We start from the raw sequence: 26,368 nt of genomic DNA, 5'->3' as shown, positions 1-26,368 counted from the left end.
TCGTCCAGCGCCCCGAGGATCTGTGGGAAGCGCGCAAGCTGATCGAGGGCAAGGCCGCGCTCCTCGCCAAGATCGAGAAGCCCGCCGCGATCGAGCGGCTGGAGGAGATCGTCGAGGCATGCGACGGCGTGATGGTCGCGCGCGGCGATCTGGGCGTCGAGCTGCCGCCACAGTCGGTGCCGCCCTTGCAGAAGCGTATCGTCGAAACCTCGCGCCGGCTCGGCCGCCCGGTGGTCGTCGCGACCCAGATGCTCGAATCGATGATCGTCAGCCCGTCGCCGACCCGCGCCGAGGTGTCGGACGTCGCCACCGCGATCTACGACGGCGCCGACGCGATCATGCTGTCGGCGGAGAGCGCGGCGGGCCAGTGGCCGGTCGAGTCGGTGTCGATGATGAACGCGATCGGCGACGCGGTGGAGCGCGATCCGATGCACGGCGACCGCATCCACTTCACCGTGACGCGCCCCGATCCCACCACCGCCGACGCGCTGGCGGAGGCGGCGAAGAACATCGCGCAGACCGTCTCGGCCAGCGCGATCATCTGCTTCACCTCGTCGGGTTCGACCGCCCGGCGGATCGCGCGCGAGCGGCCGGGCGTGCCGATCCTGGTGCTGACCCCGCAGCTGGAGACCGCGCGCCGCCTCGGGCTGCTGTGGGGCACGCACAACGTCCACACCCGCGACGTCGCCTCGTTCGAGGAGATGGTCGCCAAGGCCAAGCGCATCGCGCTGCGCCAGGGCGTCGCGAAGGCAGGCGACAGCGTGATCGTGATGGCGGGCGTGCCGTTCCGTACGCCGGGCTCGACCAACGTGCTCCACGTCGTGCGCATAACCGGCGACGAGCTCAAGAACTACGAGGCGGAGAAGGCGGCGCGCTGAGCGCCGCCTTTTACCACCCCGGTATTACCGCAAGCCGAGCGCCTTGTGCGTCTGGAGCGACAGCCGCCAGCGCGGGCGCTCCATCACCAGCGCGATCGCCGCGTCGACGTTCGCTGCCCCGCGCGCATCATCCATCGGTTGCAGCAGCAGGTGGCGGAAGTCCCAGCTTTCCATCGCCGCGACATCGCTGCCCGGCTGCGGCCAGACCAGCTTCAACTCGTCGCCGGAACGCTGCACCGTCTCGCTGCCTGCCTTAGGGCTGATGCACACCCAGTCGATGCCGGGATGGACCGGGAGCGTCCCGTTGCTCTCGATCGCGATCTCGAACCCCGCGGCGTGCAGCGCATCGACCAGCGCGTCGTCGACCTGCAGCATCGGCTCGCCGCCCGTCAGCACGACGAAGCGGCGCTCCCGCTCCGGTCCCCAGAAGCCCGCCACCGCGGCGACCAGCGCGTCGGCGTCCGCGAACTTGCCCCCGCCCGCGCCATCGGTGCCGACGAAGTCGGTGTCGCAGAAGCGGCAGATCGCGCGCGCGCGGTCGGCTTCGCGCCCGCTCCACAGATTGCACCCGGCGAAGCGCACGAACACCGCGCGCCGCCCGGCCTGCACGCCCTCGCCCTGGAGCGTGAGGAACATTTCCTTGACGGCGTAGCTCATCGTCGATCGCTCATCAGGGCGCCGGCGGGGTCACCGCGTAGACCGTCGGATCGGCGACGCCCGCGTCCTCGAACCCCTTGTGCCGCAGCCGGCACGAATCGCACAGGCCGCAATGCTGCCCCGCAGGCGTCGGGTCGTAGCACGACCAGCTCAGCCCCATGTCGAGCCCGAGCCGCGCGCCCTCGCGCACGATATCGGCCTTGGTCATGTGCTGCAGCGGCGCGTGGATGCGGAACGGCGCGCCCTCCACCCCCGCCTTGGTCGCGAGTTCGGCCAGCCGCTCGAACCCGGCGATGAACTCGGGCCGGCAGTCGGGATAGCCCGAGTAATCGAGCGCATTGACCCCGACGAACAGGTCGCGCCCGCCCGCCGCCTCCGCCCAGCCGAGCGCGAGGCTGAGGAAGATCGTGTTGCGCGCGGGCACGTAGGTGACGGGGATCGCGCCCTCATCGACGCCGTCCTTCGGCACCGCGATGCTCGCGTCGGTCAGCGCCGAGCCGCCGAATGCCGACAGGTCGAGCGGCAGTATCACGTGGCGCGCCGCCCCGACGGCCTTCGCGACGCGCGCGGCGGCGGCGAGTTCGACGCGGTGGCGCTGGTTGTAGTCGACCGACAGCGCGAGAACCGGGTAGCCCGCCTCGCGCGCCAATGCGGCGGAGACCATCGAGTCGAGCCCGCCGGAGACGAGAACGACCGCAGGGGTTTGCTGTGTCATGATCCGCGCGCCGCTAGGCCGATCGGTCGCCCCGCGCAACCCTTCGGCACCGACGCGCGCCTTCGGGCGGCGCGCCGACGTGAAAAGGGCCGCCCCGTCGGGCGGCCCAGGGTTGGCTCGGGGGAGCCGCTTTCTTGGGAGAAAACATACTCGCGGGAGGAGTATGCCGCCGGCTCTACCGCTCAATCCTTACCACCACCTTAACGCATCACCGCTAGGCGGCGACTTCGTCGGCGCGGAGCGGAAACACCGTCGCGCAGAAAGCGCAATCGACCGCGATCACGCCGTGCTCGTCCGCCATCTCCAGCCGGTCGGCGAGCGGGAATTTGGCGAGCACCGAGCGGATATGCTCGGGCGTGCAGCGGCACCCGCGCGAGATCGTCGCGCGGTCGAGCACGCGCACCTCGCTCTCCTCGTTGAACAACCGCCACACCAGCGTTTCGAGCGGCAGCGCGGCGTCGGCGAGCTCGTCCGCGCCCATCGTGCTGCCGAGTGCGGCTACATGCTCCCACTCGGGATGGTCGAGCCGGACGTGCAGCCGCTCGCGCCCCAGCTCGCCCTCGGGCAGGTGCTGGAGGAGCAAGCCGCCCGCAACCGTGCGCCCGTCCGCGCCCTTCCTCACGCCGACGCGCAGCAGGGTCGGAATCTGCTCCGACTGGAAGAAATAGCTCTGCGCCGCGTCCGCGATCGTCTCGCCGTCTAGCGGCACGATCCCCTGGTAGCGCTCGCCGGTGCTGGCGAGGTCGAAGGTGATCGCGAGATAGCCCTGCCCGAACAACGCGAACAGACTCGGCTCCTCGCCCACGTCGGCGAGCTTGTCGGGGTCGAACTGGACGTAGCCGCGCAGCTCGCCGCCGCGATAGTCGCATACCATCAGCGTGACGACGCCGTTCTGCGTCTGCGTCTGCATCGTCAGCTGACCGCTCAGGTCCTTGAGCGTCGAGCCGATCAGCGCGGCGAGCGTCAGCGCCTCGGCGAGCAAGCGCTCGATCACCGGGGGGTAGGCGTGCGCGGCGAGGATCGTGTCGAGCGTCGGCCCCAGCCGCATCACGCGCCCGCGCGCGTGCCGCTCGGGGATAGCGAAGCCGAGCGCGCGGTCGAGGTCGGCGTTTATCTGGTCGGTCAAGATCGGCTCCGTCAGGATCGACATGGGCCCACGCACCGCGTGCGCGGCGCATGTGACGGGCATGTCGGGGTCGCTCCTTATCTGGGAACCGACCGCGGCGCGATCAACCGAGCGTGCGCGTCACCCGATCTGGCCGAAGCACCAGCGCAGGATCGCCTTCTGCGCGTGCAACCGGTTCTCCGCCTCGGCCCAGATCAGCGACTGCGCGCCGTCGATCACCTCGGGCGTCACTTCCTCGCCGCGGTGCGCTGGCAGGCAGTGGAGGAACTTCGCGTCGGGCTTGGCATGCGCCATCAGGCTAGCGTCGACCTGGTACGGCATCATCGCGGCGAGCTTCGTCTCCGCCTGCGCCTGCCCCATCGAGATCCAGGTGTCGGTGACGACGATGTCCGCGCCCTCGACCGCCTCAAGGGGGTCGGCGACGACGCGCGCGCGTCCCGACGCGCGGGTGATCGCCTCTTCCTCCGGCTGGAACCCCTGCGGGCAGGCGGCGACCACGTCGAAGTGCATCAGCCCCGCGGCCTCGACGATCGAGGCGAGCACGTTGTTGCCGTCACCCAGCCACGCGACCTTCAATCCGGGCAGCGACTTGCCGCTCTCGATGATCGTCAACAGGTCCGCCATGATCTGGCACGGGTGCGACGCGTCGGTCAGCCCGTTGATGACCGGGACGCTCGCGTAGCGCGCCATCTCCTCGACCTTGGCGTGGTCGTCGGTGCGAATCATGATCGCGTCGACGTAAGTAGACAGCACGCGCGCGGTGTCGGCCACCGTCTCGCCGCGACCGAGCTGCATCTGCCCCGCCTCCATCACGATCGACTGCCCGCCGAGCTGGCGGATAGCCATGTCGAACGACACGCGCGTGCGAGTCGAGTTCTTCTCGAAGATCATCGCGAGCACGCGACCGCTAAGCGGCGCGTCCGCGTCGACCTTGCCCTTGGGCCAGCCGCTACGCGCCTGCTTGCGGGTCAGCGCGTCGTCGAGCATCGCCGCGATCGCGTCGGCGCCCGCGTCGGACAGGTTCAGGAAATGGCGCATCATACTATCCTCCCCGGCACGGGGAGGGGGACCGCTCGCGCCAGCGAGTGGTGGAGGGGCATCGCCCCAAGCTCACCACCCGACCGCCGCCCCCTCCACCATGCTTCGCATGGTCCCCCTCCCCGTGCCGGGGAGGATACAATCGTCAATCGTCGGCAGCGGGCACGAACACGCGCGCGCCGTCGCTCATCTTGCTCACGAACTCGTCGATATGCGCCTGCTCGATGATCAGCGGCGGCAGGATGCGCACCACGTTCTCGCCCGCCGACACGGTCAGCAACCCGTGATTGTCGCGCAGGTGCCCGACGAAGCGGCGCGCGTCGGCCTCGGGCTTGAGCTTGACGCCCAGCATCAGCCCCTTGCCGCGCACGCCGTCCTCGAACAGGTGATCGTGGTTGGGGATCATCTGCTCCAGCGCCGCGCGCAGCCGCTCGCCCATCGCGGAAACGTTGTCGAGGAACCCCTCGCCCCCGATCACACCAAGCACCGCCTCGCCTGCCGCCATCGCCAGCGGGTTGCCGCCATAGGTCGATCCGTGCGTGCCGACCACCATACCCTTCGCGGCCTCAGCAGTCGCGAGGCACGCGCCGAGCGGGAAGCCGCCGCCGATCCCCTTGGCGACCGACATGATGTCGGGGATGATGCCGTAATGCTCGTACGCCCACATCTTGCCGGTGCGCCCGTAGCCGCACTGCACCTCGTCGAGCACCAGCAACAGCCCGTGCTCGTCCGCGGCGCGGCGCAGGCCCTGGATGAACTCAGGGCTGGCCGCCGAGACGCCGCCCTCGCCCTGGATCGTCTCGACCATGAACCCGGCGGTATGGTCGTCGACCAGCGCGAGCGCCGCCTCCAGATCGTTGAACGGCGCGTAGGCGAAGCCCGGCAGCAGCGGCTCGAACCCGTCGCGCATCTTCGCCTGGTTGGTCGCGCTGATCGCGCCCATCGTGCGGCCGTGGAACGCGTTGTTGAACGTGATCAGCGTGTGGCGTTCGGCGTTGCCGTTCGCGAAATGGTAGCGGCGCGCGGTCTTGATCGCGCACTCGACCGCCTCGGTGCCCGAGTTGGTGAAGAACAAGGTGTCGGCGAACGACGCGTCGACGAGCTTGCGCGCGAACGCCTCGCCCTGCGGGCTGCCGTACAGGTTGGACACGTGCATCAGCGTCGCCGCCTGGTCCGCGATCGCCTTGGTCAGCACCGGATGCGCGTGGCCGAGCGCGTTGACCGCGATGCCGCTCGCGAAATCGAGGTACTGCTCGCCGCGCTCGCCGTAGAGGTAGACCCCCTCGCCGCGCACCGGTCGCACGTCGCACCGCGGGTAGACGGGCATCAATGCGGGCATGGAAGCGGACACGGGGCTTCTCCTCGTTCAAACAGCACGGGCGACCAACGCGGTCGCCCGGGGATGCTCAATACCGGGGGAGGCACGCGCGAATCAACCCGGCTCCACGTTGCGCCGCCGCTGTGGCACGTCTATAATACACCGCGATAGAACGAGGAGCCGATCCATGCCCAACAGTCCCTGGTCGCACATGCGCCGCGACGGCGTCGCCGACGACGTCGATTTCGAGATCAAGGGCCAGGAACTGCAGTTCGTGGAGATCGAGCTCGATCCGGGCGAGAGCGCGGTCGCCGAGGCCGGCGCGATGGTGTGGAAGGACGCGAGCATCGCGATGACCACCGTGTTCGGCGACGGCAGCTCGTCGGGGTCGGGCGGCGGCTTCATGGGCGCGCTGCTCGGCGCGGGCAAGCGGCTGGTGACGGGCGAGAGCCTGTTCACCACCGTGTTCACGCATCAGGGCTCGGGCAAGGCGCGCGTCGCCTTCGCCTCGCCGACGCCCGGCTCGATCCTGCCGCTCCGGCTCGCCGATCTCGGCGGCACCTTGATCTGCCAGAAGGACAGCTTCCTCGCCGCGGCGAAGGGCGTGCAGATCGGCGTCGCGTTCCAGCGCCGCGTGATGACCGGGCTGTTCGGCGGCGAGGGCTTCGTGATGCAGCGGCTCGACGGCGACGGCTGGGTGTTCGTGCAGATGGGCGGCACCGTGGTCGAGCGGCAACTGCGCGCCGGCGAGGAACTGCACGTCGATACCGGCTGCCTCGCCGCCTACACGCCGTCGGTCGACTTCGACCTGGTGACCGTCGGCGGCGTGCGCACGATGTTCACCGGCGGCGAGGGCGCGTTCTTCGCGCGCTTACGCGGACCCGGCACCGTGTGGATCCAGTCGCTGCCGTTCGCGCGCCTGGCCGGGCGGATGCTCCAGGCCGCGGGCGGGCGCGGCGGCAACCGCGGCGAGGGTTCGGTGCTCGGCGGTCTGGGCGACTGGGTCGCCGGCAACGACTGAGGCGGGATCACGCCCACGCTCCCCAATTCACTCGTCGCCCAGGATCCGATCTCCGGCGTACCGCTTCTTCTCGCGCCCGATCCAACGGAGACTCGCCAGCCTCACCGCGCCTCGCGTTAAGCGGCCAGCCCTGCGTCATAGTCCTCCTGCGCGCGGCGGCGGGCCCGGTCCAGGTCGGCAAGCGCCTGCTCGTGCCGCTCGGTCGCGTCGCGCCGCTCGCGGTCGAGCGCCGCCTGCCGCGCGGCAAGTTCGCGCTGTTCCTTGCGCCAGTCGCGCTCGGCTACGTCGATCGCGTCCTGCGCCGCGTCGAGCGCGTCGCGCGACGGCTTGGGCGCGGGCTCCGGCGGCGGCGCCGGCTCGACCTTCGCCGTGCGTGCCTTCGCCACGCGCTTCGGCTTCGGCCTGTCCGCGGGCAGCGCCGCGAACTGCTCCGCCGCGCTGCCGCGCGACCGCTTGATCACCGTGCCGGGCTGCGCGAGCGGTTCCTCCATCAGCGCGGGGTCGGTCACCTCCTCGGCCGCACCGCGCGCGAACAGGTCGCGTTCGGCACCCCAAGCGGCGAGCGCGGCCTTGCGGCTGGGCGCGGCGACATAGGCGTCGTAGAACCCGGCCGCCGTGCGGAACACCTTGAGCTTGCGTGGCATCGTCGTCGCTGCCCCCCGTTCGCGCGCCCTAACGCGGCGCGGAAACAAAAAGCCGCACCGGCGCCTCTTTTCGCACCCGCGAACCGCTGCTATCGCCCGCGGCGACCTTATATTCAGGCCAACAACCAGGCCCCTCTAACCCACAGGCCATCGTCGGCGCCCGCGCGGGTCCTCCCCGCCTCCCCGAGCCCGCCGGTGCAACAGCAAAGGACGCCCCATGACCGCGATCGGCCACGACACGCTGAAGGCCCGCAAGACGCTCACCGCCGGCGGCAAGAGCTACGATTACTATTCGCTCGACGTCGCGGCCGCCAAGTACGGCGACGTCAGCCGCCTGCCCTTCTCGCTCAAGGTGCTGCTCGAGAACATGCTGCGCTTCGAGGACGGCGTGACCGTGACCGAGGCCGACATCCAGGCGATCGTCGACTGGCAGAAGAACCCCAACTCGCCCGACCGCGAGATCCAGTATCGCCCCGCGCGCGTGCTGATGCAGGATTTCACCGGCGTGCCCTGCGTGGTCGACCTGGCGGCGATGCGCGACGCGATCACCAAGCTCGGCGGCAACCCGGCGAAGATCAATCCGCAGGTGCCCGTTCACCTCGTCATCGACCACTCGGTGATGGTCGACGAGTTCGGCACGCCGCAGGCGTTCGACGACAACGTCGAGCTCGAGTACCAGCGCAACGGCGAGCGCTACGAGTTCCTGAAGTGGGGATCGAAGGCGCTCGACAACTTCAAGGTCGTGCCGCCGGGCACCGGCATCTGCCACCAGGTGAACCTCGAGTACGTGTCGCAGGCGATCTGGTCCTCGACCGAGACGGGCGACCACGCGAGCGGCGAGCATGCGATCGCTTATCCCGACACGTTGGTCGGCACCGACAGCCACACCACGATGGTCAACGGCCTGGGCGTGCTCGGCTGGGGCGTCGGCGGGATCGAGGCGGAGGCCGCGATGCTCGGCCAGCCCGTCTCGATGCTGATCCCCGAGGTCGTCGGCTTCAAGCTGACCGGCCAGCTTCGCGAGGGCATCACCGCGACCGACCTCGTGCTGACCGTCACGCAGATGCTGCGTGCCAAGGGCGTGGTCGGCCGCTTCGTCGAGTTCTTCGGCCCCGGCCTCGACCAGATGACGCTCGCCGACCGCGCGACGATCGCCAACATGGCGCCCGAGTATGGCGCGACCTGCGGCTTCTTCCCCGTCGACGACAAGACGCTCGACTATATGCGCCTGACCGCGCGCTCGGAGGAGACGGTCGCGCTGACCGAGGCCTATGCGAAGGCGAACGGCTTCTGGCGCACCGCCGACGCGCCCGACCCAATCTTCACCGACACGATCGAGCTCGACATGGGCAGTGTCGTCCCCAGCCTGGCGGGTCCGAAGCGCCCGCAGGACAAGGTCAGCCTCGACACCGTGGACGAGGTTTTCAACGGCGACCTGCACAAGATCTACCACAAGGAGCGTCCCGCGCGCGTCGCGGTCGATGATCGCGACCACGACATCGGCGACGGCGACGTGGTGATCGCGGCGATCACCAGTTGCACCAACACCTCCAACCCCTCGGTGCTGGTCGCCGCCGGCCTCGTCGCGCGCAAGGCGCGTGCGGCGGGCCTGACGCCGAAGCCGTGGGTCAAGACCTCGCTGGCGCCGGGCAGCCAGGTCGTGACCGACTACCTCGACAAGGCCGGGCTGTCGGCGGACCTGGACGCGATGGGGTTCAACCTCGTCGGTTACGGCTGCACCACCTGCATCGGCAATTCGGGGCCGCTGGCGGCGCCGATCAGCAAGGCGATCAACGAGAACGACCTCGTCGCCGCGTCGGTCCTGTCGGGCAACCGCAATTTCGAGGGCCGCGTGTCGCCGGACGTGCGCGCGAACTTCTTGGCTTCCCCGCCGCTCGTCGTCGCCTACGCGCTGAAGGGCACCGTCACCACCGACATGAACGACACGCCGATCGGTGAAGGCACCGACGGCCCGGTGTACCTGAAGGACATCTGGCCGACCAACCAGGAGGTCGCCGACCTCATGGCCGCCAACATCGACGACGACATGTTCCGCTCGCGCTACGGCAACGTCTACGCCGGCGACACCAAGTGGCAGGGGATCAGCGTCGCGGGCACCGACACCTACGGCTGGCCCGCGGCGTCGACCTACATCGCCAACCCGCCCTATTTCGAGGGCATGGAGATGACGCCGCGCCCGGTGACCGACATCATCGAGGCGAAGCCGCTCGCGATCCTGGGCGATTCGATCACCACCGACCACATCAGCCCCGCGGGCTCGATCAAGGCGGACAGCCCGGCGGGCAAGTGGTTGCAGGAGCGCCAGGTCAGCCGCGCCGACTTCAACAGCTACGGCGCGCGCCGCGGCAACGACAACGTCATGGTACGCGGCACCTTCGCCAACATCCGCATCAAGAACGAGATGGTCCCCGGTATCGAGGGCGGCATGAGCCGCTACGACGGCGAGGTCATGCCGATCTACGACGCGGCGATGCGCCACAAGGCCGACGGCACGCCGCTGGTCGTCGTCGCGGGCAAGGAATACGGCACCGGCTCGTCGCGCGACTGGGCGGCGAAGGGCACCAACCTGCTCGGCGTGCGCGCCGTCATCGCGGAGAGCTTCGAGCGCATCCACCGCTCGAACCTGGTCGGCATGGGCGTGCTGCCGCTCCAGTTCGCCGCCGGCACCGACCGCAAGTCGCTCAACCTGACTGGTGACGAGACCTTCACGATCCAGAACGTCGCGGGGCTTCGCCCGCGTCAGGACGTGACGGTCAAGCTCGCGCGCGCCGACGGCTCGACCGAGACGTTCCAGGCACGCTGTCGGATCGATACCGTCAACGAGCTGGAATATTTCCTCAACGGCGGCATCCTCCAGTACGTGCTGCGCAAGCTCGCCGCCTAAGCGGCGCCGACGACTGAGTGACAGTGAGCCCGCGTCGCGACGAGCGACGCGGGCTTCTCCGTATGTGCGATTGCGCATATTCCCGTCATCCCGGCCTCGAGCCGGGATCCCGCTTCTTCCCTCCTTTAACGCGATGTTGCAGGTAAGGCATATCTGCCTTACCTTGTCACCATGACCACGCTGACCATCACCGCCAAGGGCCAGATCACCTTGAAGAAGGAGCTGCTACAACACCTCGCGCTAAGCCCAGGCGATAAGGTGGAGGTTACCCCTTCTCCCGGCGGTCGCCTTACACTTGCGCCTCAACGAGTCGCCCGAACTGGTCGGATAGAAGACGCAATCGGCCTTTTGCATCGCCCCGGACAGAAGCCGCTTTCGATCGAAGAGATGAACGAGGTGATTGCACAAGGATGGGCCGGAGAGCTTGACCTGTGAAGATTGCGGCAGACACCAACATTCTGGTGCGTATGCTTACCGCCGATGATGGGGTGCAGTTAACTGCTGCTGTGCGCTTGCTAACGGTGGCAGAGTTGATTGCGCTGCCGATTGTGACTCTCGTGGAAACGGTGTGGGTGTTGCGGAGCCGCTATAAGTGGACCGGCGCAGAAGTAGCCTCGGCCCTTAGAGTGCTGCTGAACGATCAGCGCATCAAGGCCGAGTGGTCGCTGGTCGAAGCCGGCCTCGATCTTCTCGATCGCGGCGGCGACTTCGCCGACGCGGTGATCGAGGCGGACGGGCGCCGCCTCGGCGCGGAGACGCTCGCGACCTTCGACGAGCAGGCGGCGCGGCTGCTCGTCGACGCCGGCGCCGCCGTCACGCGCCCGTCCTAGCCGAGCGTCGCGCCCGCGCGGCGGCGGCCCCAGGCGAAGTAGAGCACCAGCCCCAGCGCGTTCCACAGCACGAAGTAGAGCTGCGTCCGGCTCGGCAGGCTGGAGAACAGGTACAGGCAACCCAGCACGCCGACGATCCCGACCGGCCACGCCGCCGGCGCGCGGAACGTGCGCGGTGCGTCGGGCGCGCGCCGGCGCATTACCAGCATCGCGACGCACACCGCGGTGAACGCCGCCAGCGTGCCCGCGTTCGCCAGCGCCGCGATCGCGTCGATCGGCATCACGCCCGCGATGATCGCGACGAGCGTCGCGGTCATCACCGTGATCCTGACTGGCGTGCCGCGCGCCGACACACGGGCGAGCGCCTGCGGCAGCAACCCGTCGCGCGCCATCACGAAGAAGATGCGGCTCTGCCCGAACAGGAATCCGAGCAGCACGGTCGGCAGCGCGATCACCGCGCTGACCGCCAGGAACGTCGCGAATCCCGGCCGTCCGATCCCGCGCAGGATCAGCGCGAGCGGCTCGGGGCTGTCGGCGAAGCGGGTGAACGACAGCGCGCCGACCGCAGCGACCGCGACCAGCATGTAGATCGCGACGCACGCCACCATCGACCCGACGATCCCGATCGCGAGGTCGCGCCCCGGGTTCTTCGTCTCCTCCGCTGCGGTCGAGATCGCGTCGAACCCGTAGAAGGCGAAGAAGATGATCGCCGCCGCCGCCATCACGCCGCGCTCGACCCCGTCGGGCGACACCGATTTGGCGAAGCCGAAGGGAGTGAACGGCTGGAAATTGGCCGCGTCGAAGTGCGGCAGCGCCACCGCGACGAAGACGGCGAGCGCGATCAGCTTGACGACCACCAGCACCGCGTTCAGCGTCGCGCTCTCCTTGGTGCCGAAACTCAGCAGCGCGGCGACCACCGCGATGATGAAGATCGCGGGCACGTTGACCAGCCCGCCCAGCTCCGGCCCCTGCGTCAGCGCGGCCGGGAAGCCGAGCGGCGTCAGCAGCGGCGCGGCATAGCCCGACCAGCCGACCGCGACGGTCGACACCACCAGCGAATATTCGAGGATCAGCGACCAGCCGATCACCCAGGCGATCACCTCGCCCAGCACGACGTAGCTATAGGTGTAGGCGCTGCCCGAGGTCGGGATCATCGTCGCCATCTCGGCATAGGCGAGCGCCGCGCAGGAGCAGATCGCGCCCGCGATCACGAAACTCAGCACCACCGACGGCCCCGCGCGGTCCGCGCCCACCCCGATCAGCGTCAGGATGCCCGTGCCGACGATCGCGCCGACGCCCAGCGCGACCAGGTGCGGCCACGACAAGGTGCGCGCGAGCACGTGACCGTGCGCGTCGGGCCCCGGCGGCGCCATCGGCTTGCGGCGGAAAAGACTGGACATGCGGCAACCCCCGTTCTCGTTTGCCCGCGATCGTAACAGATGCGACCGCTCGCGAAAGGGCCGGCCGAGCGGATGCCGCCGGCTAGGCGAGACAAGCGCCGCGACATTCCCGACCAATCTTCTCGTCACCCCGGACTTGATCCGGGGTCCCGCTTTCTCTCATAGACGCTCGCAGACGAAGCGCGGCGTGGTGGTTCCGAAAGGATCGCGCGTTGCCAATGCCGCACGGAGATCACCCAAATTAGAAGGTAGCAGCGGATACCGACCCGTTACTTGGCGAGTTCGCGCGTCTTGTAGCCGCCGACGCCGCTGCGCGTGCTGACCGACACGCCGACGTGGCCACCGCCGACCAGGAACGGGCTCAAGTCGTCGATCGGCGTCGTGCGGTGAAGCATCGCCTCGCGCTCGAACGGCACGTCGTCGGTGCGGTTGCCGTTCGCGCCGCCGACGAACGGCACGCGAAAGCGATCGGCCTGGCGACGCCCGCACACGGTCACGTCGGTGGCATCGGGGTCGATCACGCAGCGATGCTCCGCCGCGGTGCGGGCACGATAGGTCGCCATCGCGTCATCGGCACCGGCGAGCATCAGCATGAGGACGATCATGGCCCGGCAGGGTGCGCCGCCGCCGCCGCTGCGGCAAGTGGAGGTGTAAGGAACAACAGGCGCGCGGATGACCGCCCAGTACCTCGGCCGACGCTGGACGCGGGGTAAGCCGATCGCCCCCGCTTATTGCTCGATGGGCGCCACGCCCAACCGCGGCAGGTCGATCGCGGGGCAGCGATCCATCACGACCTTCAGCCCCGCCGCCTCGGCCCGCGCCGCCGCGGCCTCGTCGATCACGCCCAATTGCATCCAGATCGACTTGGCACCGACCGCGATCGCCTGGTCCACCACCTCGGCCACCGCGTCGGAGCGGCGAAAGACGTCGACCATGTCGATCGGATCGCCCAGCTGCGCCAGTTCGCGGAACACGTACTCGCCGTGGACGTGCTCGCCGGTGATCTGCGGGTTGACCGGGATCGTGCGATAGCCGTGGTCCTGCAGCGTCTTCATGACGCGGAACGACGGCCGGTCAGGTCGGTCGGACGCGCCGACCACCGCGATCGTGCGCGTTTCCTCCAGCAGGGCCTTGATCTCGGCGTCACTCGTCAGCGGCATGGGCGAACTCCTTCGCGCAAGGAACGCCCCGCCCCCGCCTCAGTTGCGCGATAGCCAGTCCGCAACCTGCGCCGCGATCGGAGCGAACGCGCGGTCGCCCTCGTCCGCCGCGGGCGGCTGCCCGGCGTCCGACGCGGTGCGGATCGCGATGTCGAGCGGCACGCGCCCGAGGAACGGGATGCCGCCCGCGCGCGCGGTCGCCTCCGCCCCGCCGCTGCCGAACGGGTCCGACACCTCGCCGCAGTGCGGGCAGACGTAGCCTGCCATGTTCTCCACCAGCCCGATGATCGGCACGCCGGCCTTGTCGAACAGGTCGATCGCGCGCCGCGCGTCGATCAGCGCCAGGTCCTGCGGCGTGGACACGATCACCGCGCCCGCCGGGCGGTGCTTCTGTACCATGGTCAGCTGCACGTCGCCCGTGCCCGGCGGCAGGTCGACCACCAGGGTATCGGCGATGCCCCATTCGGCGTCCACCATCTGCCCCAGCGCCCCCGCGGTCATCGGCCCGCGCCATGCCAGCGCCCGGCCAGGCTCGACCAATTGCCCCATCGAGAGCAGCGGCACGCCGTACGGCGTCTGGACCGGCATCAGCACCTTGTCGCGCGCCTCCGGCCGGATGCCCTCCACCCCCATCAGTCGCGGCTGCGACGGGCCGTAGATATCGGCGTCGACCAGCCCCACGCGCCGGCCGCCGCGCGCCAACGCGATCGCCAGGTTCGCCGACAAGGTCGACTTGCCCACCCCGCCCTTGCCGCTCGCCACCGCGATCAGCCGGCGCTGCTGCCGCTCGGCGGTGACCACGACGCGCAGCTCGGCGTCCGGCACCGTCGCCGCCATCCGCACGCTCGCCTCCAGCGCGTCGCGCGCCTGGTTGTCGAGCCCGCTCGCGTCCACCACCACGCCGATGCGGCGGCCGTCGATCCTGACCGTCGCGCGCGTCCCCGCGACCGCGGCAACCGCGCCCTTGATGCGTTCTTCGTCCATATGCGGGGGCGTTACGCCCGTGGCGGCCGCTTGCCACTGTTTTTCGCGCGCGCGGCTCCTATAAAGATAGACATGACGACCTTGCCGCGCCCGTTCTGGCGCCCTCGCCGCCCCCACATCCTGTCCGCCGACAACAATAGCCCGTGGGGCAATGGCGGCGCCGGCAGCGGCGGCGATGGCAAGGGCGACAAGAGCGGCCCGCGCAATCCCTGGTCGGTGCCCCCCGGCGGCGGCAGCGGCGGCGGGAGCGGCAACAAGCCGACCGCGCTCGATGAATTCCTGAAGCGAGCGCGCGGCTCGACCGGCGGTGGTGGCGGGGGCGGCGGACCGCAGCTGCCGATCGGTGCCAACGCGCGCAACCTGTGGCTGCTCGGCGTCGGGCTGCTGGTGGTGCTGTGGGTGCTGTTCACCTCCATCCACCAGATCGGGCCGCAGCAGCGCGGCGTGGTGACCTTCTTCGGCCGCTATTCGGGGATGCTCGAACCCGGCATCCGCCTCACGCTGCCGACCCCGCTGACGCGCGTGACCAAGGTCGATGTCGAGCAGGTCCGCACCGACGAATTCCCGGGCGAAGGCGGCGAGAACGTGCTGACCGGCGACCAGAACATCATCGACCTCGCCTACACCGTGCGCTGGCGCGTCTCCGATCCGCGCAACTACGTGTTCGAGATCAAGGACCCGCAGGAAACCGTGCGGGCGACCGCTGAGAGCGCGATGCGTGCGGTGCTCGCCACCACCACGCTCGAACAGGCGATCGGCGCGGGCCGCACCGACATCGAGGCGCGCGTCGCGCAGGGGATGCAGGAAATCCTCGACAGCTACCAGGCCGGCGTCCGCATCCAGGGCGTGTCGATCAAGCAGGCGTCCGCCCCCGCGAGCCTGATCGACGACTTCAACGCGGTCACCGCCGCGCAGCAGGAAGCGGTCGGCAACTTGAACAACGCGCGCTCCTATGCGCAGCAGGTGATCGCGCGCGCGCAGGGCGAGGCCGCGTCGTTCGACAAGGTGTACGAGCAGTACCGCCTCGCCCCCGAGGTGACGCGCCGCCGTATGTATTACGAGACCATGGAGGCCGTGCTGGCCAATACCGACAAGACGATCGTGGAGCCGAACGGCGTGACCCCGTACCTGCCGCTCGACCGCGCGCGCCGGTTGCGTGAACCGGGCGAGGAAGCGTCCAGCAGCGCCGCCACCACTGCCACCCCGGCGGAGGGCGCACGCTGATGCCGCGCCTGCTCCAGCATCCGATCGCCGCCGTGTTCGCGCTGCTCGCCGCGGTGATCGTCGCCGCGATGACCTTCGCGATCGTGCCCGAAACGCAGCAGGCGGTCGTGCTCCGGCTCAACAACCCGCAGCGCGTCGTCAACCAGTGGCAGGCCGGGCAGACGATCGGCAACTCGGGCGCCGGCCTGATCGCGCGCGTGCCGTTGATCGACAACATCGTGTGGCTCGACAAGCGCGTGCTCGACGCCGACCTCGACAACACGCTGGTGCTGTCGACCGATCAGCTGCGGCTGAACGTCGACGCCTTCGCGCGCTTCCGCATCGTCGATCCGCTGCGCGCCGTCACCTCGACCGGCAGCACGTCGAACACCGAGGAGCGCGTCGCGGACCAGCTGCGTCCGCTGCTCGGCACCGCGCTGCGCAACGAACTCGGCAAAGTGCCCTTCTCGCTCCTGCTCAGCCCCGAGCGCGGCCGCGTGATGGACGCGATCCAGAACTCGCTCCAGCGCGACGCGCGCCAGTACGGGGTCGAGATCGTCGACGTCCGCATCAAGCACGCCGACCTGCCCGAGGGCAGCCCACTGGAGAGCGCGCTGCAGCGCATGCGCACCGCGCGGCAGCAGGAAGCGAACACGATCCGCGCCCAGGGGCAGAAGCAGGCGCAGATCGTGCGCGCCGAATCGGACGCGCAGGCCGCGCGCATCTACGCCGACGCGTTCAGCAAGGACGCCGATTTCTACGACTTCTACCGCGCGATGCAGTCGTATCGCCACACCTTCGGCGCCGACGGCGGGCCGAAGCCGGAAGGGTCGACCAACATCATCATGAGCCCGGGCAATTCCTACCTGCGCGAGTTCGAGGGTCGCGGTCGCTGAGGCGCTGCGCCGAGGCGACCGGAAAGGGAGAAAACGGGGGTTCGCTCGGGCCCGAAACGGGCCGAACGACGTTACCAAGCGTTCATATTCAAATGCTGTTCATCGTGCTTGAAGCATAGATGGACGGATTTTTTCTCCCTTTTTGTAGATGGGTGATCGAGAGGACATGAAGAAAGTGCGTTACGCCTACGCCCTCACCGGCGCGCTCCTCCTTGGCGGGACGGCGGCGTCGCTTACCTTGCAGAACCCGGCCACCGCGCAGACCGCGCAGAACGAACCGGGCGCGATCAGCGCGCAGGCGCCGCGCGCCGGCGCCCCGATGAGCTTCGCCGACATGGTGGCGAAGCTGCAACCCGCGGTGGTCAACATCTCCACCACGCAGAAGGTCACGGTGCAGCAGCAGGCGAACCCGTTCGCCGGCACGCCGTTCGGTGAGCTGTTCAATCAGTTCGGCGGCGGCGGCGGTGGCCAGGGCGGCGCACCGATCACGCGTGAGGGCCAGTCGCTCGGCTCGGGCTTTCTGATCTCGGCCGACGGCTACGTCGTCACCAACAACCACGTCATCGCCCCCGCTGGCCGCGGCGCGACCGTTGAATCGATCACCGTCACCTTGCAGGATCGCAAGGAATATACCGCCAAGCTGATCGGGCGCGACCCGACCTCCGACCTGGCGCTGCTCAAGATCAGCGCGCCGAGCGCGCTGCCGTTCGTCAAGTTCGGCGATTCGACCCGCTCTCGCGTCGGCGACTGGGTGGTCGCGATCGGCCAGCCGTTCGGGCTCGGCGGCACGGTGACCGCAGGCATCATCTCGGCGGTGCACCGCTCGACCGGCGGCGGCGCGTTCGACAGCTTCATCCAGACCGATGCGGCGATTAACCAGGGCAATTCGGGCGGCCCGATGTTTGACCTGAACGGCAACGTGATCGGTATTAACAGCCAGATTTACTCGCAGTCGGGCGGCAATATCGGGATCGGCTTCGCGATCCCCGCGACCGAGGCGCGCCCGATCATCGACACGCTGATGAAGGGTCAGTCGGTCAAGCGCGGCTATCTCGGTGTCAGCATCCAGCCGGTGACCGACGACATCGCCGCCGCGCTCGGCCTGCAGAAGAACGTCGGCGAGATCATCGGCCGCGTCGAACCGGGCGGTCCGGGTGCCAAGGCCGGGCTGCGCGCGGGCGACGTCGTGACCGCGGTCGGCGGCAAGCCGGTGACGCCGGACTCGACGCTGTCCTACCTCGTCGCCAACACGACGCCGGGCAGCTCGACCCGCCTCGACGTCATCCGCGACGGGCGTCCGACCACGCTCAACGCGACCGTGACGGTGCGCCCGGCGGACGACCAGCTCGCCGCGCTGACCGGCAACGGAGGCGACGATAATGACGGTATCCCCGACGGCGACACGCCGGCCGCGCCGTCGTCGAGCTCGCTCGGCATCACCGTGCAGCCGCTCACGCCGCAGATCGCGCGCTCGATCGGCGTCGACTCGACCGTGCAGGGCGTTGTCGTCGCGGCGACCGACCCGTCGTCGGACGCGGCGCAGAAGCTGAAGCGCGGCGACGTGATCTCCGCGGTCAACTCGACCCCGGTCCGCACCGCCGCCGACGTTGCCCGCGCGGTCGCCGCGGCAAAGGCCGCCAACCGTCCGCAGGTGCTGCTCCAGATCACCCGCCAGCGGACCAGCGGCGTCTTCATCCCGGTGAAGATCAAGTAAGCCACGCCCTTAGGCTGGCGCACGGGGCCGTCGCGGGAACATCCGCGGCGGCCCTGTTCGTTCAGGGGAGCCAGACGTACGCGCGCTGCCAACCCAGCGCTAAATCTCCGCGCCGGAACGGAGGGGCCCGGGGGTGGGTAGGCCCGACACGAAGCGCTTCGCACGCACCCAACCCACCCCAAGTTCCTCCTTTCCAAGGAGGAAAGCAGATGGCCGCGCCATCCACTCGCGGCCCGCTGTCCTACCCAGACGCACCCTGCCACGCCAGCCTCATGCGCCCCCACCCCTACTTGCCCATCCCGGCCCACACCCGCGCCCGCGCACACTCGCGCGTGAACCTCCACTTCCTCCACTTCGCCTTTTTGCAATCTCATCGCGCTTGGGCACGCGCGCGCATCGTCCTATGACGATGCGCCCATCCCGCACGAACCCGGAACCGCGCGCATGACCGACACCTCCTCCACCCCCGCGCCCGGCATCTTCGTCGGCGCCGACGTCGGCGGCGCGCATCCGCAGCGGCTCGACCTGCGCCGCGCCAACCGCCACGGGCTGATCGCGGGCGCGACCGGCACCGGCAAGACGGTGACGTTGCAGGGCATCATCGAGGGGTTCTCCGACGCCGGCGTGCCGTGCTTCGTGTCGGACGTGAAAGGCGACCTCGCCGGGCTCGCCATGCCGGGCTCCCCCACCGCGAAGATGCACGACACGCTGAAGGTCCGCGCGGCGGAGATCGGCGACACCGACTGGCGCTACGCCGCGGTGCCCGTGCAATTCTGGGACCTGTTCGGCGAGCAGGGCCACCCGATACGCGCCACCGTGTCCGAACTCGGTCCGTTGCTGCTCGCGCGGCTGATGGACCTGAACGAAGTGCAGGAAGGCGTGCTGACGATCGCCTTCCACGTCGCCGACGAGGAGGGGCTGCTGCTCCTCGACATCGACGATCTCCAGGCAATGCTCGCGCACTGCGCCGAGCGCGCGGCCGAGCTCACCACGCGCTACGGCAACGTGTCCAAGCAGTCGGTCGGCGCGATCCAGCGCGCGCTGCTGCAATTGCGCACCCAGGGCGCCGAGCATTTCTTCGGTGAGCCCGCGCTCGAGATGCGCGACCTGATCGCGACCGACCACGAGGGGCGCGGCGTCGTCAACGTGCTCGCCGCCGACAAGCTGATGCAGGGCCCCAAGCTCTACTCGACCTTCCTCCTGTGGCTGCTGTCCGAACTGTTCGAGACGCTGCCCGAGGTCGGCGACCCCGACAAACCGCGGCTTTGCTTCTTCTTCGACGAGGCGCACTTGCTGTTCGACGACACGCCCAAGGCATTGCTCGACAAGGTCGAGCAGGTCGTGCGGCTAATCCGCTCCAAGGGCGTCGGCGTGTACTTCATCACGCAGAACCCAGTCGACATCCCCGAGACGGTCGCCGGACAGCTCAACAACCGCGTCCAGCACAAGTTGAACGCCTTCACTCCGCGCGACCGCAAGGCGGTGAACGCCGCCGCCGACACCTTCCGCGCCAACCCGGGCGTCGACGTCGCGACCGCGATCACCGAGCTGAAGGTCGGCGAGGCGCTCGTCTCGCTGCTCCAGCCCGACGGCGCGCCCGCGCCGGTCACCCGCACCCTCATCAAGCCGCCGGGCAGCCGCTTGGGCCCGCTGACGCCAGAGGAGCGCCGCGTGCTGATCGAGACCGACGCGATCGGCGACAAGTACGACGACCCGATCGACCGCGAGTCGGCCGAGGAGATACTGTCGGCCAAGACGCAGGCCGCCGCCGCCGGCGTCGCCGCCGCGCGCGCCGAGGACGAGGCCGAGCGCAGCGCCGCGCTCCAGGCCAAGCAGCAGGCGCGCGCCGACCGCGACGCCGCGCGCGCCCGCGCCGCCGACGAGCGCGCGCACCGCGCCGCCGAGCGCGAGACGGCGAACTCGCCGTGGAACAGGATGGCGACCAGCGCGATGCGCTCCGCCTCCTCCTCGGTCGGGCGGCAGGTCGGCAACGAGATCGGGCGCGTGGTGTTCGGCGGCTCATCCAGGCGGCGCTCGAGCAGCGGTGGCGGCCTACTCGCCAGCGTGGTGCGCAACGTGCTCGGCGGGCTGATGCGGCGATGACGATCTTCACGTACGTCTCCCACGCCGACCTGGTCGCGCAGGTCCGCGCGCTCGCCGACGCGCTCGCCGCCGACCGCGACTGGGCGCCCGCGCACCTGATCGGCATCGGCCGCGGCGGGTTGATCCCGGCGGTCTACCTCAGCCACGCGAGCGGCCTGCCGATGCTCGCGGTCGATTACAGCTCCCAGGCGAGGACCTAGCCGCCGACGCGATTCAGCGGCTCGCCGAGCGGACGCGCGCGGGCGAGCGGCTGCTGTTCATCGACGACATCAACGATTCGGGCCGCACGATCGGCCACCTGCGCGACATGCTCGCGCGCGCCGGCGCGACGCCCGGCAGCATGCGTTTCGCCACGCTGATCGACAACAGCGGCTCCGCGCAGACCGTCGACTACCGCGCCCGCACGATCGACCGCGCGGTCGTAAAGGACTGGTTCGTCTTCCCGTGGGAGGCGATGGCTCCCGACAGCGCGATCCAGGCCGACGCGGAGGAAGTGCCCGAGCGGATTAGCTAGCGCATTGCGCCTGAACCATCGTCATCCCGGACTCGATCCGGAATCCCGCTCCCTTTGCCGCTCCAGAGAAGCGGAACCCCAAACCAAGTCCGGGGTGTTGCGTGAGAAGCGCGTCAGCCCACCATCTCCGTCACGCGCACGTCGCCGCGACGGTTGACGATCCGCCCCGACAGGATGCCGCTCATCTCGACCACCGCGCCCTGCTCGACGATCAGGTCGCCGCTGACGATTCCGCTCACCGCGGCGCGACACCCCGCGGCGACCGTCACGCTGCCGCCGACGATCCCGTCGACGTCGCCGTCGCGGTCGACGCGCAGGTCGCCATCGGTGATGCCGCCGCGGCGCTTCACTTCTTGATCAGGCCGATCTCGACCAGCCGCTGCATCAGGTAATCCTGCGCGGTGATCGGCTCGGGGTAGCGGTTCGGGTTCTCCGCGGTGATCGCCTGCGGCAGCGTCTGGATCAGGAAATCGGGCGCGGGGTGGAGGAAGAACGGCATCGAGTAGCGCGAGTGGCCGCGGCGCTCGGGCGGCGGGTTGATGACGCGGTGCGTGGTCGAGGGCAGCACGTGGTTGGTCAGCCGCTGGAGCATGTCGCCGACGTTGACGACCATCGCACCCTCGGGCGGCTTGATCGCGAGCCAGCGGCCCGACTGGCGGTCGAGCAGTTCAAGCCCGGCCTCCTCCGCGCCCAGCAACAGCGTGATGAGGTTAATGTCCTCGTGTGCGCCAGCGCGCACGCCCTCCGCGTCGACCGGGATCGGCGGGTAATGGAGCAGGCGCAGCACCGAATTGCCGTCGCGCACCGCCGGATCGAACCAGTCGGCGTCGAGCCCCAGGTGCAGCGAGATCGCCGACAGCAGCTTGTCGCCCGCGGTATCGAACGCGCTGAACAGCTCGACGAACGTATCCTTTAACCCCTCGGGCCGCGCCGGCCAGATGTTGGGCGCCATCTCGCCCGCGAAGCGATGCCCCTCCGGCAGCTCGCGCCCGACGTGCCAGAATTCCTTCAGATCGACGTGCTTGGCGTCCTTCGCGATCTCGGTCTTGAACGGCGTGTAGCCGCGCGCGCCGCCCGCGCCCTCGACGAAATAGCCGCGCTTCTCGTCCTCCGGCAGCGCGAACAACTGCTGCGTCTCGTCCCAGGCGCGGTCGATCAGATCCTGCGGCACGCCGTGGTCGGCGACGATCGCGAAACCGAACCGCTCGAACGAGTTGCCGAGCGCGGCGGCGAACCCGCGCGGGTCGCGCGCCTGATCGGCGAGGCTGAGCGTCGGAACCTGGGCGGAGGGCGTGTCGAGCATGGGTCAATCGTCCGGTTGATCGTTCGGGCCGACATAGGTCCTCGCGCGCCCGACCGCCACCCTGGGCGTCACCCGATGCGGACGACGCCCGCGCTCTGCTGTCCCTGCGGCGACAGGTCGATCGTGAAGTTCTGATCGTCGTCCTTGCCGGTCAGCGTGTCGCCCTCGACGCGCACCGGCGTCCCCGCTTCCCTGAACTGCTCGGCGAACCAAGTGCGAACAGTGGCGGGGTCGGCCGGGCTGGTGAAGCGCACCGTCACCTTGTCCTTGCCCGTCCCGTCGACGTTGACCGCAGAAATCCTGCTGTCGGGGTAGAGGTGAACGCCGTTGATGTCGAAATTCTCGGCGGTCAGGTTGATCTGCGGCAGCGTGAATTCGCCCTTGAACGCGGGCGTGTCGATCTTGACCTCGCCCGCCCGGCTGATCGAGCCGCCGCTGCCGTTCGCGGTCACCGCGACCTGCGTTCCCGGCTCGCCCCGATCGCACGCGGCGAGTGATGCGGCGATGATGGCCAGGATCAGCGGCGTACGCATGGTCGTTCTCCCCGTGTTATTACACCAACACACTATGCGTACGCGTGTGCGTGGTCAAGCAACCGCGCGGAACCCGGCGCGGCGCTGCGCCGTTCGCGCCTCGAAGGAGAATAGACATGGGCGGCCATCAGGTTACCAGCCACGGTTCGGGCGACGACGGCTACGACGAGGACGGCTACGACGAGTCGCAGCGCGCCGAGATCCTGGAGGCGACGCGCGACGGGCCGAGCGACGGCACGATCATGACCGACCTTGATCCCGACATCGACGCAAACGACGATGACGAGGATGCCGAGCGCGAGGACGAACTGCAGATGACCGACGCGCAGGTCGGCGAGCAGGACGATGACAGCGACCAGGACGACGCCGACATCGCCGAGGACGAGGCGCAGGACGACTTCGACGCGGGCACGCTCGCCGAGGACGGCGACCTGGAAGACCGCGACGACGTGGCGACGAAGCCGTAAGTCGACGCAAGATCGACGTGCGAGGCACAGCCTCGCACGAGGTGCGCCACCAAGGTGGCGCCGTCGACCGGCCAGCGCGACGAAGCCGGCGCACAAGGCGCGGCTTCGCCGCGTCTGACGCGACGGCGGGCGTGTCACGAAACAGCAGCCCGACCGACCAGCGACACGAGCGACAGGCTCGCCCCTACGGCTAACGCCCGCTCACAACCCCGCCGCGTTGACGATCGCGGCCACGTCAGCCGCATTCACCGCCGCCCCGCTCGCGTCGACGATCCCGCCCTTGTCCGCGCGCGACCCCTTCGGCGCGCCGCCCGCGACGTCGAAGGCGAACCACAGCACGCCGCCCGCCCACCACAAAGCCGCCCAGCGGCTACGAAACAGGCGCGAGAGTCTCATGCCAAGCGGGATAGCGCGCGGCCGCTTAGCGAAGCGTTGACGCGGCCGCGCGGCGGGTTCACGCTGCCGCCTCGATGCTGCTGATCGCCCTCGCCCTACAGGCGGCCACCGCCGCGCCGGCGCCAACCGCGCCGACCGGAGCGCCGACCGGAGCGCCGACGCGCATGTCGATCCTGGTGCCGGTCGCGAACGAGCGCTGCGTCCGTCAGGCGGGCGGCGACATCGTCGTCTGCGCCGACGCGCTGCCCGCACAGAGCCTGCCGCTGCCGAACGAAGCGGTGTCGGACAAGCCCGTGCCGGTCAATCGCTACCTGACGGGGCGCGGCGCGCTGAACGCGGAAGGCGCACCCTGCGCGGCGGTACAGCGCGGGTGCACGACCGGCGTCGACATGATCGGCGGCGGCGTCGCGCTGGTGCGCGGCATCCAGAAACTGATCGCACCGGGCAGCTGCTGCGAGAACCTGGGCGAAGCGACCAGCGGCGGGCGGCTCGCGCGCGACGTGGTGAGCGGCGTCGGGCGGCTGTTCCGCGGCAAGCCCGACCGCAGCGGGCGCGTCGCCATCCCGCTCGACGACACGCCGCCCGCGACCAGCCGCGTGCTGCCGTGACCTAAGCGCGGGTGGCAAACACGCCGCCCTGCTTCCGCCTCCGACGCTACCCCTATTCTTCCGCGCAATCCCCCGTGCGCTTGGCAACGATCCGCGTCACCATGCCGCCCGCCTGCGCCGCCACGCCACCGCGGCGGACGGTGGCGGTCAGGTCGACCGCGCTTGGTGAGTAACGCCCCTTCTGGCTGACCGTCAGCGTCTCGCCGCCCGCGTTGCGGCACGCCATTTCGGCGTCGAGCTGCTCGCCCTTCAGCGTGAAGCGGCGAAAGCGGCAGTTCGCGCCCGCGGCGGTGGAAAGATCGCCGAACAGCGGCTTGGCGGCTTCCTCGTCGGTCAGGCACGCCTCGGTCGTGCTGGTGTCGCCCACCTGCTCGCGGATCGCCGCGGCCGTCGGCGTCTTGTCCGCCCCCGCGTCGAAGCTGACCAGCCGCGTGTCGGTCCGCCACTGCCCCGCCACCGGCTTCTCGATGCTCGCGGTCGCGCTCGCCACCTCCGCGATCGACGCGTTGGTCAGGTCGATGTCGCCGCTGCACGCCGCCAGCGGCAGGACGGCGAGGAGGAGAAGGCGCCTCACGACTCCGTGCCCGCCTTGGCGGTCGCGACGCGCCCCGCGCCCGGCTTCGCCAGGTCGAGCACCGCCGCGGTCATCGCGATCGCGCCGGTGGTGATCGCGGGCTCGGGCGCGATCCGGAACTCGGGCGAGTGATGCGACCCGATCTTGGGGCCACCGCGCGCCGCCGCGTCGATCTCCGCCTTGGTCGAGCCGCCGACCGCGAAATAATAGCCTCTCACGCGCGTGTCGGGCTGGACGTAGTAAGCGAAATCCTCTGCCCCCATCCCGTCCTGTACGAACGCGGGGACGTTCGTCGCGCCGAGCGTTTCCACCATCACCGCGTTCAGCCGCCGCGCCAGCCCAGCGTCGTTGATCGTCGTCGGCGTGCCCTCGCTGACCGTCACCACCGGCATCTTGTCCTTGGGCATGCCGTTCAGCACGCCGATGCCGTTCGCCACGCGCCTGATCCCGTCGAGCAGCCGCTTGCGCTCCACCTCGTTGTTCGCGCGCACCGTCACCTGCAGCTTCGCCATGTCGGAGATGATGTTGTGCTTCAGTCCCGCGTGGAACGAGCCCACCGTGATGACGCCGGGGTCGAGTGGCGGGCGCTCGCGGCTGATCAGCCCTTGCAGCGCGATCACCGTCTGCGACGCCATGTACACCGGGTCCTTGCCCTCGTGCGGGCTGGCACCATGCGCGCCGATGCCGGGCACGTCGATGTTGACCGAGTCGGAGGAGGAGTATTGGATGCCCTCGGACGCGGACACCGTACCCGCCTGCATACCCGCCGCGACGTGGAAGGCGAGCGCGTAGTCGGGCTTGGGGAAGCGCGTGAACAACCCGTCGGCGATCATCGCCTTGGCGCCGCCGACCCGCTCCTCGGCGGGCTGGACGACGAACACGATCGTGCCGGCCCAGCGATCGCGCAGCGCCGCCAGCTGCCGCGCGGTGCCGATCATCGCGGTGATGTGCGTGTCGTGGCCGCACGCGTGCATCACGGGCACCTCCACCCCGTCGACGCCGACCTGGCGCACGCGGCTGGCGTTGGGCAGCCCCGACTTCTCCTCGACCGGCAACCCGTCCATGTCGGCGCGCACCAGCACCACCGGCCCCGCCCCGTTCTTCAGCACGCCGACGACCCCGGTCTGCCCGACCTTCTCGGTCACCACCATGCCGGGCACCGCGCGCAGCGCCGCCGCCATCTTCGCCGCGGTGCGCGTCTCGCGGAACGACAGTTCGGGATTGCGATGGAAATCGTCCCACATCGCGCCCAGGTCGCGCTTGTAGTCGGCGCGGATCGCGGCGGCGTAATCGGGCTCGGCGAGAGCCGCTGTCGCGCCGAGCGTCGCGGCGAGCGTGCCGGCAGCCGCTAGCAGGTGGATCAGGCGCATCGTATTTCCCC

Annotated in this window: 29 protein-coding genes; 13 read left to right on the top strand and 16 right to left on the bottom strand. The window is 69.7% G+C overall.

The features are described 5' to 3' along the window. On the top strand, positions 1 to 878 hold an 878-nt coding region (locus tag ACFDS6_RS11610; RefSeq protein ID WP_375272320.1), incomplete at its 5' end, for a pyruvate kinase. A 24-nt stretch (positions 879 to 902) separates the two neighbouring features. On the opposite strand, the gene queE is transcribed toward ACFDS6_RS11610, so the two are convergent. The 5 genes from queE to ACFDS6_RS11585 form a co-directional block, all read right to left on the bottom strand. Beyond that, positions 903 to 1,535, bottom strand: coding sequence for a 7-carboxy-7-deazaguanine synthase (gene queE, locus ACFDS6_RS11605; protein ID WP_375272319.1), 633 nt, complete (start codon positions 1,533 to 1,535; stop codon positions 903 to 905). Between the two features lie 13 nt (positions 1,536 to 1,548). Next, positions 1,549 to 2,250 carry a 7-cyano-7-deazaguanine synthase QueC gene (queC, locus tag ACFDS6_RS11600; protein ID WP_375272318.1) on the bottom strand — a complete coding sequence of 234 codons (702 nt, stop codon included), beginning with the start codon at positions 2,248 to 2,250 and terminating at the stop codon, positions 1,549 to 1,551. Between the two features lie 214 nt (positions 2,251 to 2,464). Further along, positions 2,465 to 3,400 (bottom strand): Hsp33 family molecular chaperone HslO, encoded by a 936-nt coding sequence (locus ACFDS6_RS11595; RefSeq protein ID WP_375272317.1) that lies wholly within the window; start codon positions 3,398 to 3,400, stop codon positions 2,465 to 2,467. Between the two features lie 96 nt (positions 3,401 to 3,496). Next, positions 3,497 to 4,414, bottom strand: coding sequence for an ornithine carbamoyltransferase (gene argF / locus ACFDS6_RS11590; RefSeq protein ID WP_375272316.1), 918 nt, complete (start codon positions 4,412 to 4,414; stop codon positions 3,497 to 3,499). A gap of 145 nt (positions 4,415 to 4,559) precedes the next feature. Further along, positions 4,560 to 5,753, bottom strand: a complete 1,194-nt coding sequence (locus tag ACFDS6_RS11585) for an aspartate aminotransferase family protein (RefSeq protein ID WP_375272324.1) — start codon at positions 5,751 to 5,753, stop codon at positions 4,560 to 4,562. Between the two features lie 166 nt (positions 5,754 to 5,919). On the opposite strand from ACFDS6_RS11585, the gene ACFDS6_RS11580 reads away from it, so the two are divergent. Next, on the top strand, positions 5,920 to 6,753 hold the full coding sequence (locus tag ACFDS6_RS11580) for a TIGR00266 family protein (protein ID WP_375272315.1): 834 nt from the start codon (positions 5,920 to 5,922) through the stop codon (positions 6,751 to 6,753). Positions 6,754 to 6,869: 116 nt separating this feature from the next. Here the strand turns inward: ACFDS6_RS11580 and ACFDS6_RS11575 are convergent, their stop codons facing one another. Next, positions 6,870 to 7,397, bottom strand: coding sequence for a hypothetical protein (locus ACFDS6_RS11575; protein ID WP_375272314.1), 528 nt, complete (start codon positions 7,395 to 7,397; stop codon positions 6,870 to 6,872). Between the two features lie 217 nt (positions 7,398 to 7,614). On the opposite strand from ACFDS6_RS11575, the gene acnA reads away from it, so the two are divergent. The 3 genes from acnA (at position 7,615) to ACFDS6_RS11560 (ending at position 11,132) form a co-directional block, all read left to right on the top strand. After that, positions 7,615 to 10,302 (top strand): aconitate hydratase AcnA, encoded by a 2,688-nt coding sequence (gene acnA / locus ACFDS6_RS11570; protein WP_375272313.1) that lies wholly within the window; start codon positions 7,615 to 7,617, stop codon positions 10,300 to 10,302. 171 nt (positions 10,303 to 10,473) lie between these two features. Further along, positions 10,474 to 10,737: an AbrB/MazE/SpoVT family DNA-binding domain-containing protein gene (locus ACFDS6_RS11565; protein ID WP_375272312.1), complete on the top strand. Its 264-nt coding sequence runs from the start codon at positions 10,474 to 10,476 to the stop codon at positions 10,735 to 10,737. Further along, positions 10,734 to 11,132, top strand: coding sequence for a type II toxin-antitoxin system VapC family toxin (locus ACFDS6_RS11560; RefSeq protein ID WP_375272311.1), 399 nt, complete (start codon positions 10,734 to 10,736; stop codon positions 11,130 to 11,132). The genes ACFDS6_RS11565 and ACFDS6_RS11560 overlap by 4 nt, the downstream gene beginning before the upstream one ends. Here ACFDS6_RS11560 and ACFDS6_RS11555 read toward each other — a convergent pair. From ACFDS6_RS11555 to ACFDS6_RS11540, 4 genes are all read right to left on the bottom strand, one after another. Next, positions 11,129 to 12,532: an amino acid permease gene (locus ACFDS6_RS11555; protein WP_375272310.1), complete on the bottom strand. Its 1,404-nt coding sequence runs from the start codon at positions 12,530 to 12,532 to the stop codon at positions 11,129 to 11,131. The genes ACFDS6_RS11560 and ACFDS6_RS11555 overlap by 4 nt on opposite strands. Positions 12,533 to 12,801: 269 nt before the next feature. Then, complete coding sequence (locus ACFDS6_RS11550) at positions 12,802 to 13,137, bottom strand: hypothetical protein (RefSeq protein ID WP_375272309.1); 336 nt, start codon at positions 13,135 to 13,137, stop codon at positions 12,802 to 12,804. A 123-nt stretch (positions 13,138 to 13,260) separates the two neighbouring features. Further along, the gene (locus ACFDS6_RS11545; RefSeq protein WP_375272308.1) at positions 13,261 to 13,692 is read right to left on the bottom strand and encodes a CoA-binding protein; all 432 of its coding nucleotides are present in this window, start codon (positions 13,690 to 13,692) and stop codon (positions 13,261 to 13,263) included. A 39-nt stretch (positions 13,693 to 13,731) separates the two neighbouring features. Further along, positions 13,732 to 14,676: an Mrp/NBP35 family ATP-binding protein gene (locus ACFDS6_RS11540; protein ID WP_375272307.1), complete on the bottom strand. Its 945-nt coding sequence runs from the start codon at positions 14,674 to 14,676 to the stop codon at positions 13,732 to 13,734. A gap of 72 nt (positions 14,677 to 14,748) precedes the next feature. Between ACFDS6_RS11540 and hflK the strand changes: the two genes are divergently transcribed. From hflK to ACFDS6_RS11510, 6 genes are all read left to right on the top strand, one after another. Further along, positions 14,749 to 15,900: a protease modulator HflK gene (gene hflK / locus ACFDS6_RS11535; protein ID WP_375272306.1), complete on the top strand. Its 1,152-nt coding sequence runs from the start codon at positions 14,749 to 14,751 to the stop codon at positions 15,898 to 15,900. Next, positions 15,900 to 16,775, top strand: coding sequence for a protease modulator HflC (gene hflC, locus ACFDS6_RS11530; RefSeq protein WP_375272305.1), 876 nt, complete (start codon positions 15,900 to 15,902; stop codon positions 16,773 to 16,775). The genes hflK and hflC overlap by 1 nt, the downstream gene beginning before the upstream one ends. Positions 16,776 to 16,950: 175 nt before the next feature. Then, complete coding sequence (locus tag ACFDS6_RS11525; protein ID WP_375272323.1) at positions 16,951 to 18,489, top strand: Do family serine endopeptidase; 1,539 nt, start codon at positions 16,951 to 16,953, stop codon at positions 18,487 to 18,489. A 444-nt stretch (positions 18,490 to 18,933) separates the two neighbouring features. Then, positions 18,934 to 20,592, top strand: coding sequence for a helicase HerA-like domain-containing protein (locus ACFDS6_RS11520; RefSeq protein WP_375272304.1), 1,659 nt, complete (start codon positions 18,934 to 18,936; stop codon positions 20,590 to 20,592). Next, positions 20,589 to 20,792, top strand: a complete 204-nt coding sequence (locus ACFDS6_RS11515; protein WP_375272303.1) for a hypothetical protein — start codon at positions 20,589 to 20,591, stop codon at positions 20,790 to 20,792. Before ACFDS6_RS11520 ends, ACFDS6_RS11515 begins: the two co-directional genes overlap by 4 nt. A gap of 11 nt (positions 20,793 to 20,803) precedes the next feature. Beyond that, on the top strand, positions 20,804 to 21,106 hold the full coding sequence (locus tag ACFDS6_RS11510; protein ID WP_375272322.1) for a phosphoribosyltransferase: 303 nt from the start codon (positions 20,804 to 20,806) through the stop codon (positions 21,104 to 21,106). A 113-nt stretch (positions 21,107 to 21,219) separates the two neighbouring features. Here the strand turns inward: ACFDS6_RS11510 and ACFDS6_RS11505 are convergent, their stop codons facing one another. From ACFDS6_RS11505 to ACFDS6_RS11495, 3 genes are all read right to left on the bottom strand, one after another. Beyond that, positions 21,220 to 21,456, bottom strand: coding sequence for a hypothetical protein (locus ACFDS6_RS11505; RefSeq protein ID WP_375272302.1), 237 nt, complete (start codon positions 21,454 to 21,456; stop codon positions 21,220 to 21,222). After that, the gene (locus ACFDS6_RS11500) at positions 21,453 to 22,409 is read right to left on the bottom strand and encodes an isopenicillin N synthase family dioxygenase (protein ID WP_375272301.1); all 957 of its coding nucleotides are present in this window, start codon (positions 22,407 to 22,409) and stop codon (positions 21,453 to 21,455) included. The genes ACFDS6_RS11505 and ACFDS6_RS11500 overlap by 4 nt, the downstream gene beginning before the upstream one ends. Before the next feature lie 68 nt (positions 22,410 to 22,477). Beyond that, positions 22,478 to 22,942 carry a hypothetical protein gene (locus tag ACFDS6_RS11495; RefSeq protein WP_375272300.1) on the bottom strand — a complete coding sequence of 155 codons (465 nt, stop codon included), beginning with the start codon at positions 22,940 to 22,942 and terminating at the stop codon, positions 22,478 to 22,480. Between the two features lie 116 nt (positions 22,943 to 23,058). Between ACFDS6_RS11495 and ACFDS6_RS11490 the strand changes: the two genes are divergently transcribed. Next, positions 23,059 to 23,409, top strand: a complete 351-nt coding sequence (locus tag ACFDS6_RS11490) for a DNA primase (protein ID WP_375272299.1) — start codon at positions 23,059 to 23,061, stop codon at positions 23,407 to 23,409. Positions 23,410 to 23,610: 201 nt separating this feature from the next. Here the strand turns inward: ACFDS6_RS11490 and ACFDS6_RS11485 are convergent, their stop codons facing one another. Beyond that, positions 23,611 to 23,805: a hypothetical protein gene (locus ACFDS6_RS11485; RefSeq protein ID WP_375272298.1), complete on the bottom strand. Its 195-nt coding sequence runs from the start codon at positions 23,803 to 23,805 to the stop codon at positions 23,611 to 23,613. Positions 23,806 to 23,879: 74 nt separating this feature from the next. On the opposite strand from ACFDS6_RS11485, the gene ACFDS6_RS11480 reads away from it, so the two are divergent. Continuing rightward, complete coding sequence (locus ACFDS6_RS11480; RefSeq protein WP_375272297.1) at positions 23,880 to 24,413, top strand: hypothetical protein; 534 nt, start codon at positions 23,880 to 23,882, stop codon at positions 24,411 to 24,413. A gap of 52 nt (positions 24,414 to 24,465) precedes the next feature. Here ACFDS6_RS11480 and ACFDS6_RS11475 read toward each other — a convergent pair whose 3' ends face one another. Then, positions 24,466 to 24,987 carry a DUF3617 domain-containing protein gene (locus tag ACFDS6_RS11475; RefSeq protein WP_375272296.1) on the bottom strand — a complete coding sequence of 174 codons (522 nt, stop codon included), beginning with the start codon at positions 24,985 to 24,987 and terminating at the stop codon, positions 24,466 to 24,468. Then, positions 24,984 to 26,357, bottom strand: coding sequence for an amidohydrolase (locus ACFDS6_RS11470; protein ID WP_375272295.1), 1,374 nt, complete (start codon positions 26,355 to 26,357; stop codon positions 24,984 to 24,986). Before ACFDS6_RS11470 ends, ACFDS6_RS11475 begins: the two co-directional genes overlap by 4 nt. Between the last annotated feature and the right edge of the window lie 11 nt (positions 26,358 to 26,368).

Source organism: Sphingomonas sp. (assembly GCF_042095875.1).
Classification (GTDB): Bacteria; Pseudomonadota; Alphaproteobacteria; order Sphingomonadales; family Sphingomonadaceae; genus Sphingomonas.
The sequence above is the reverse complement of the archived record's forward strand: the minus strand, read 5'-3'. Positions and strand labels throughout refer to the sequence as shown.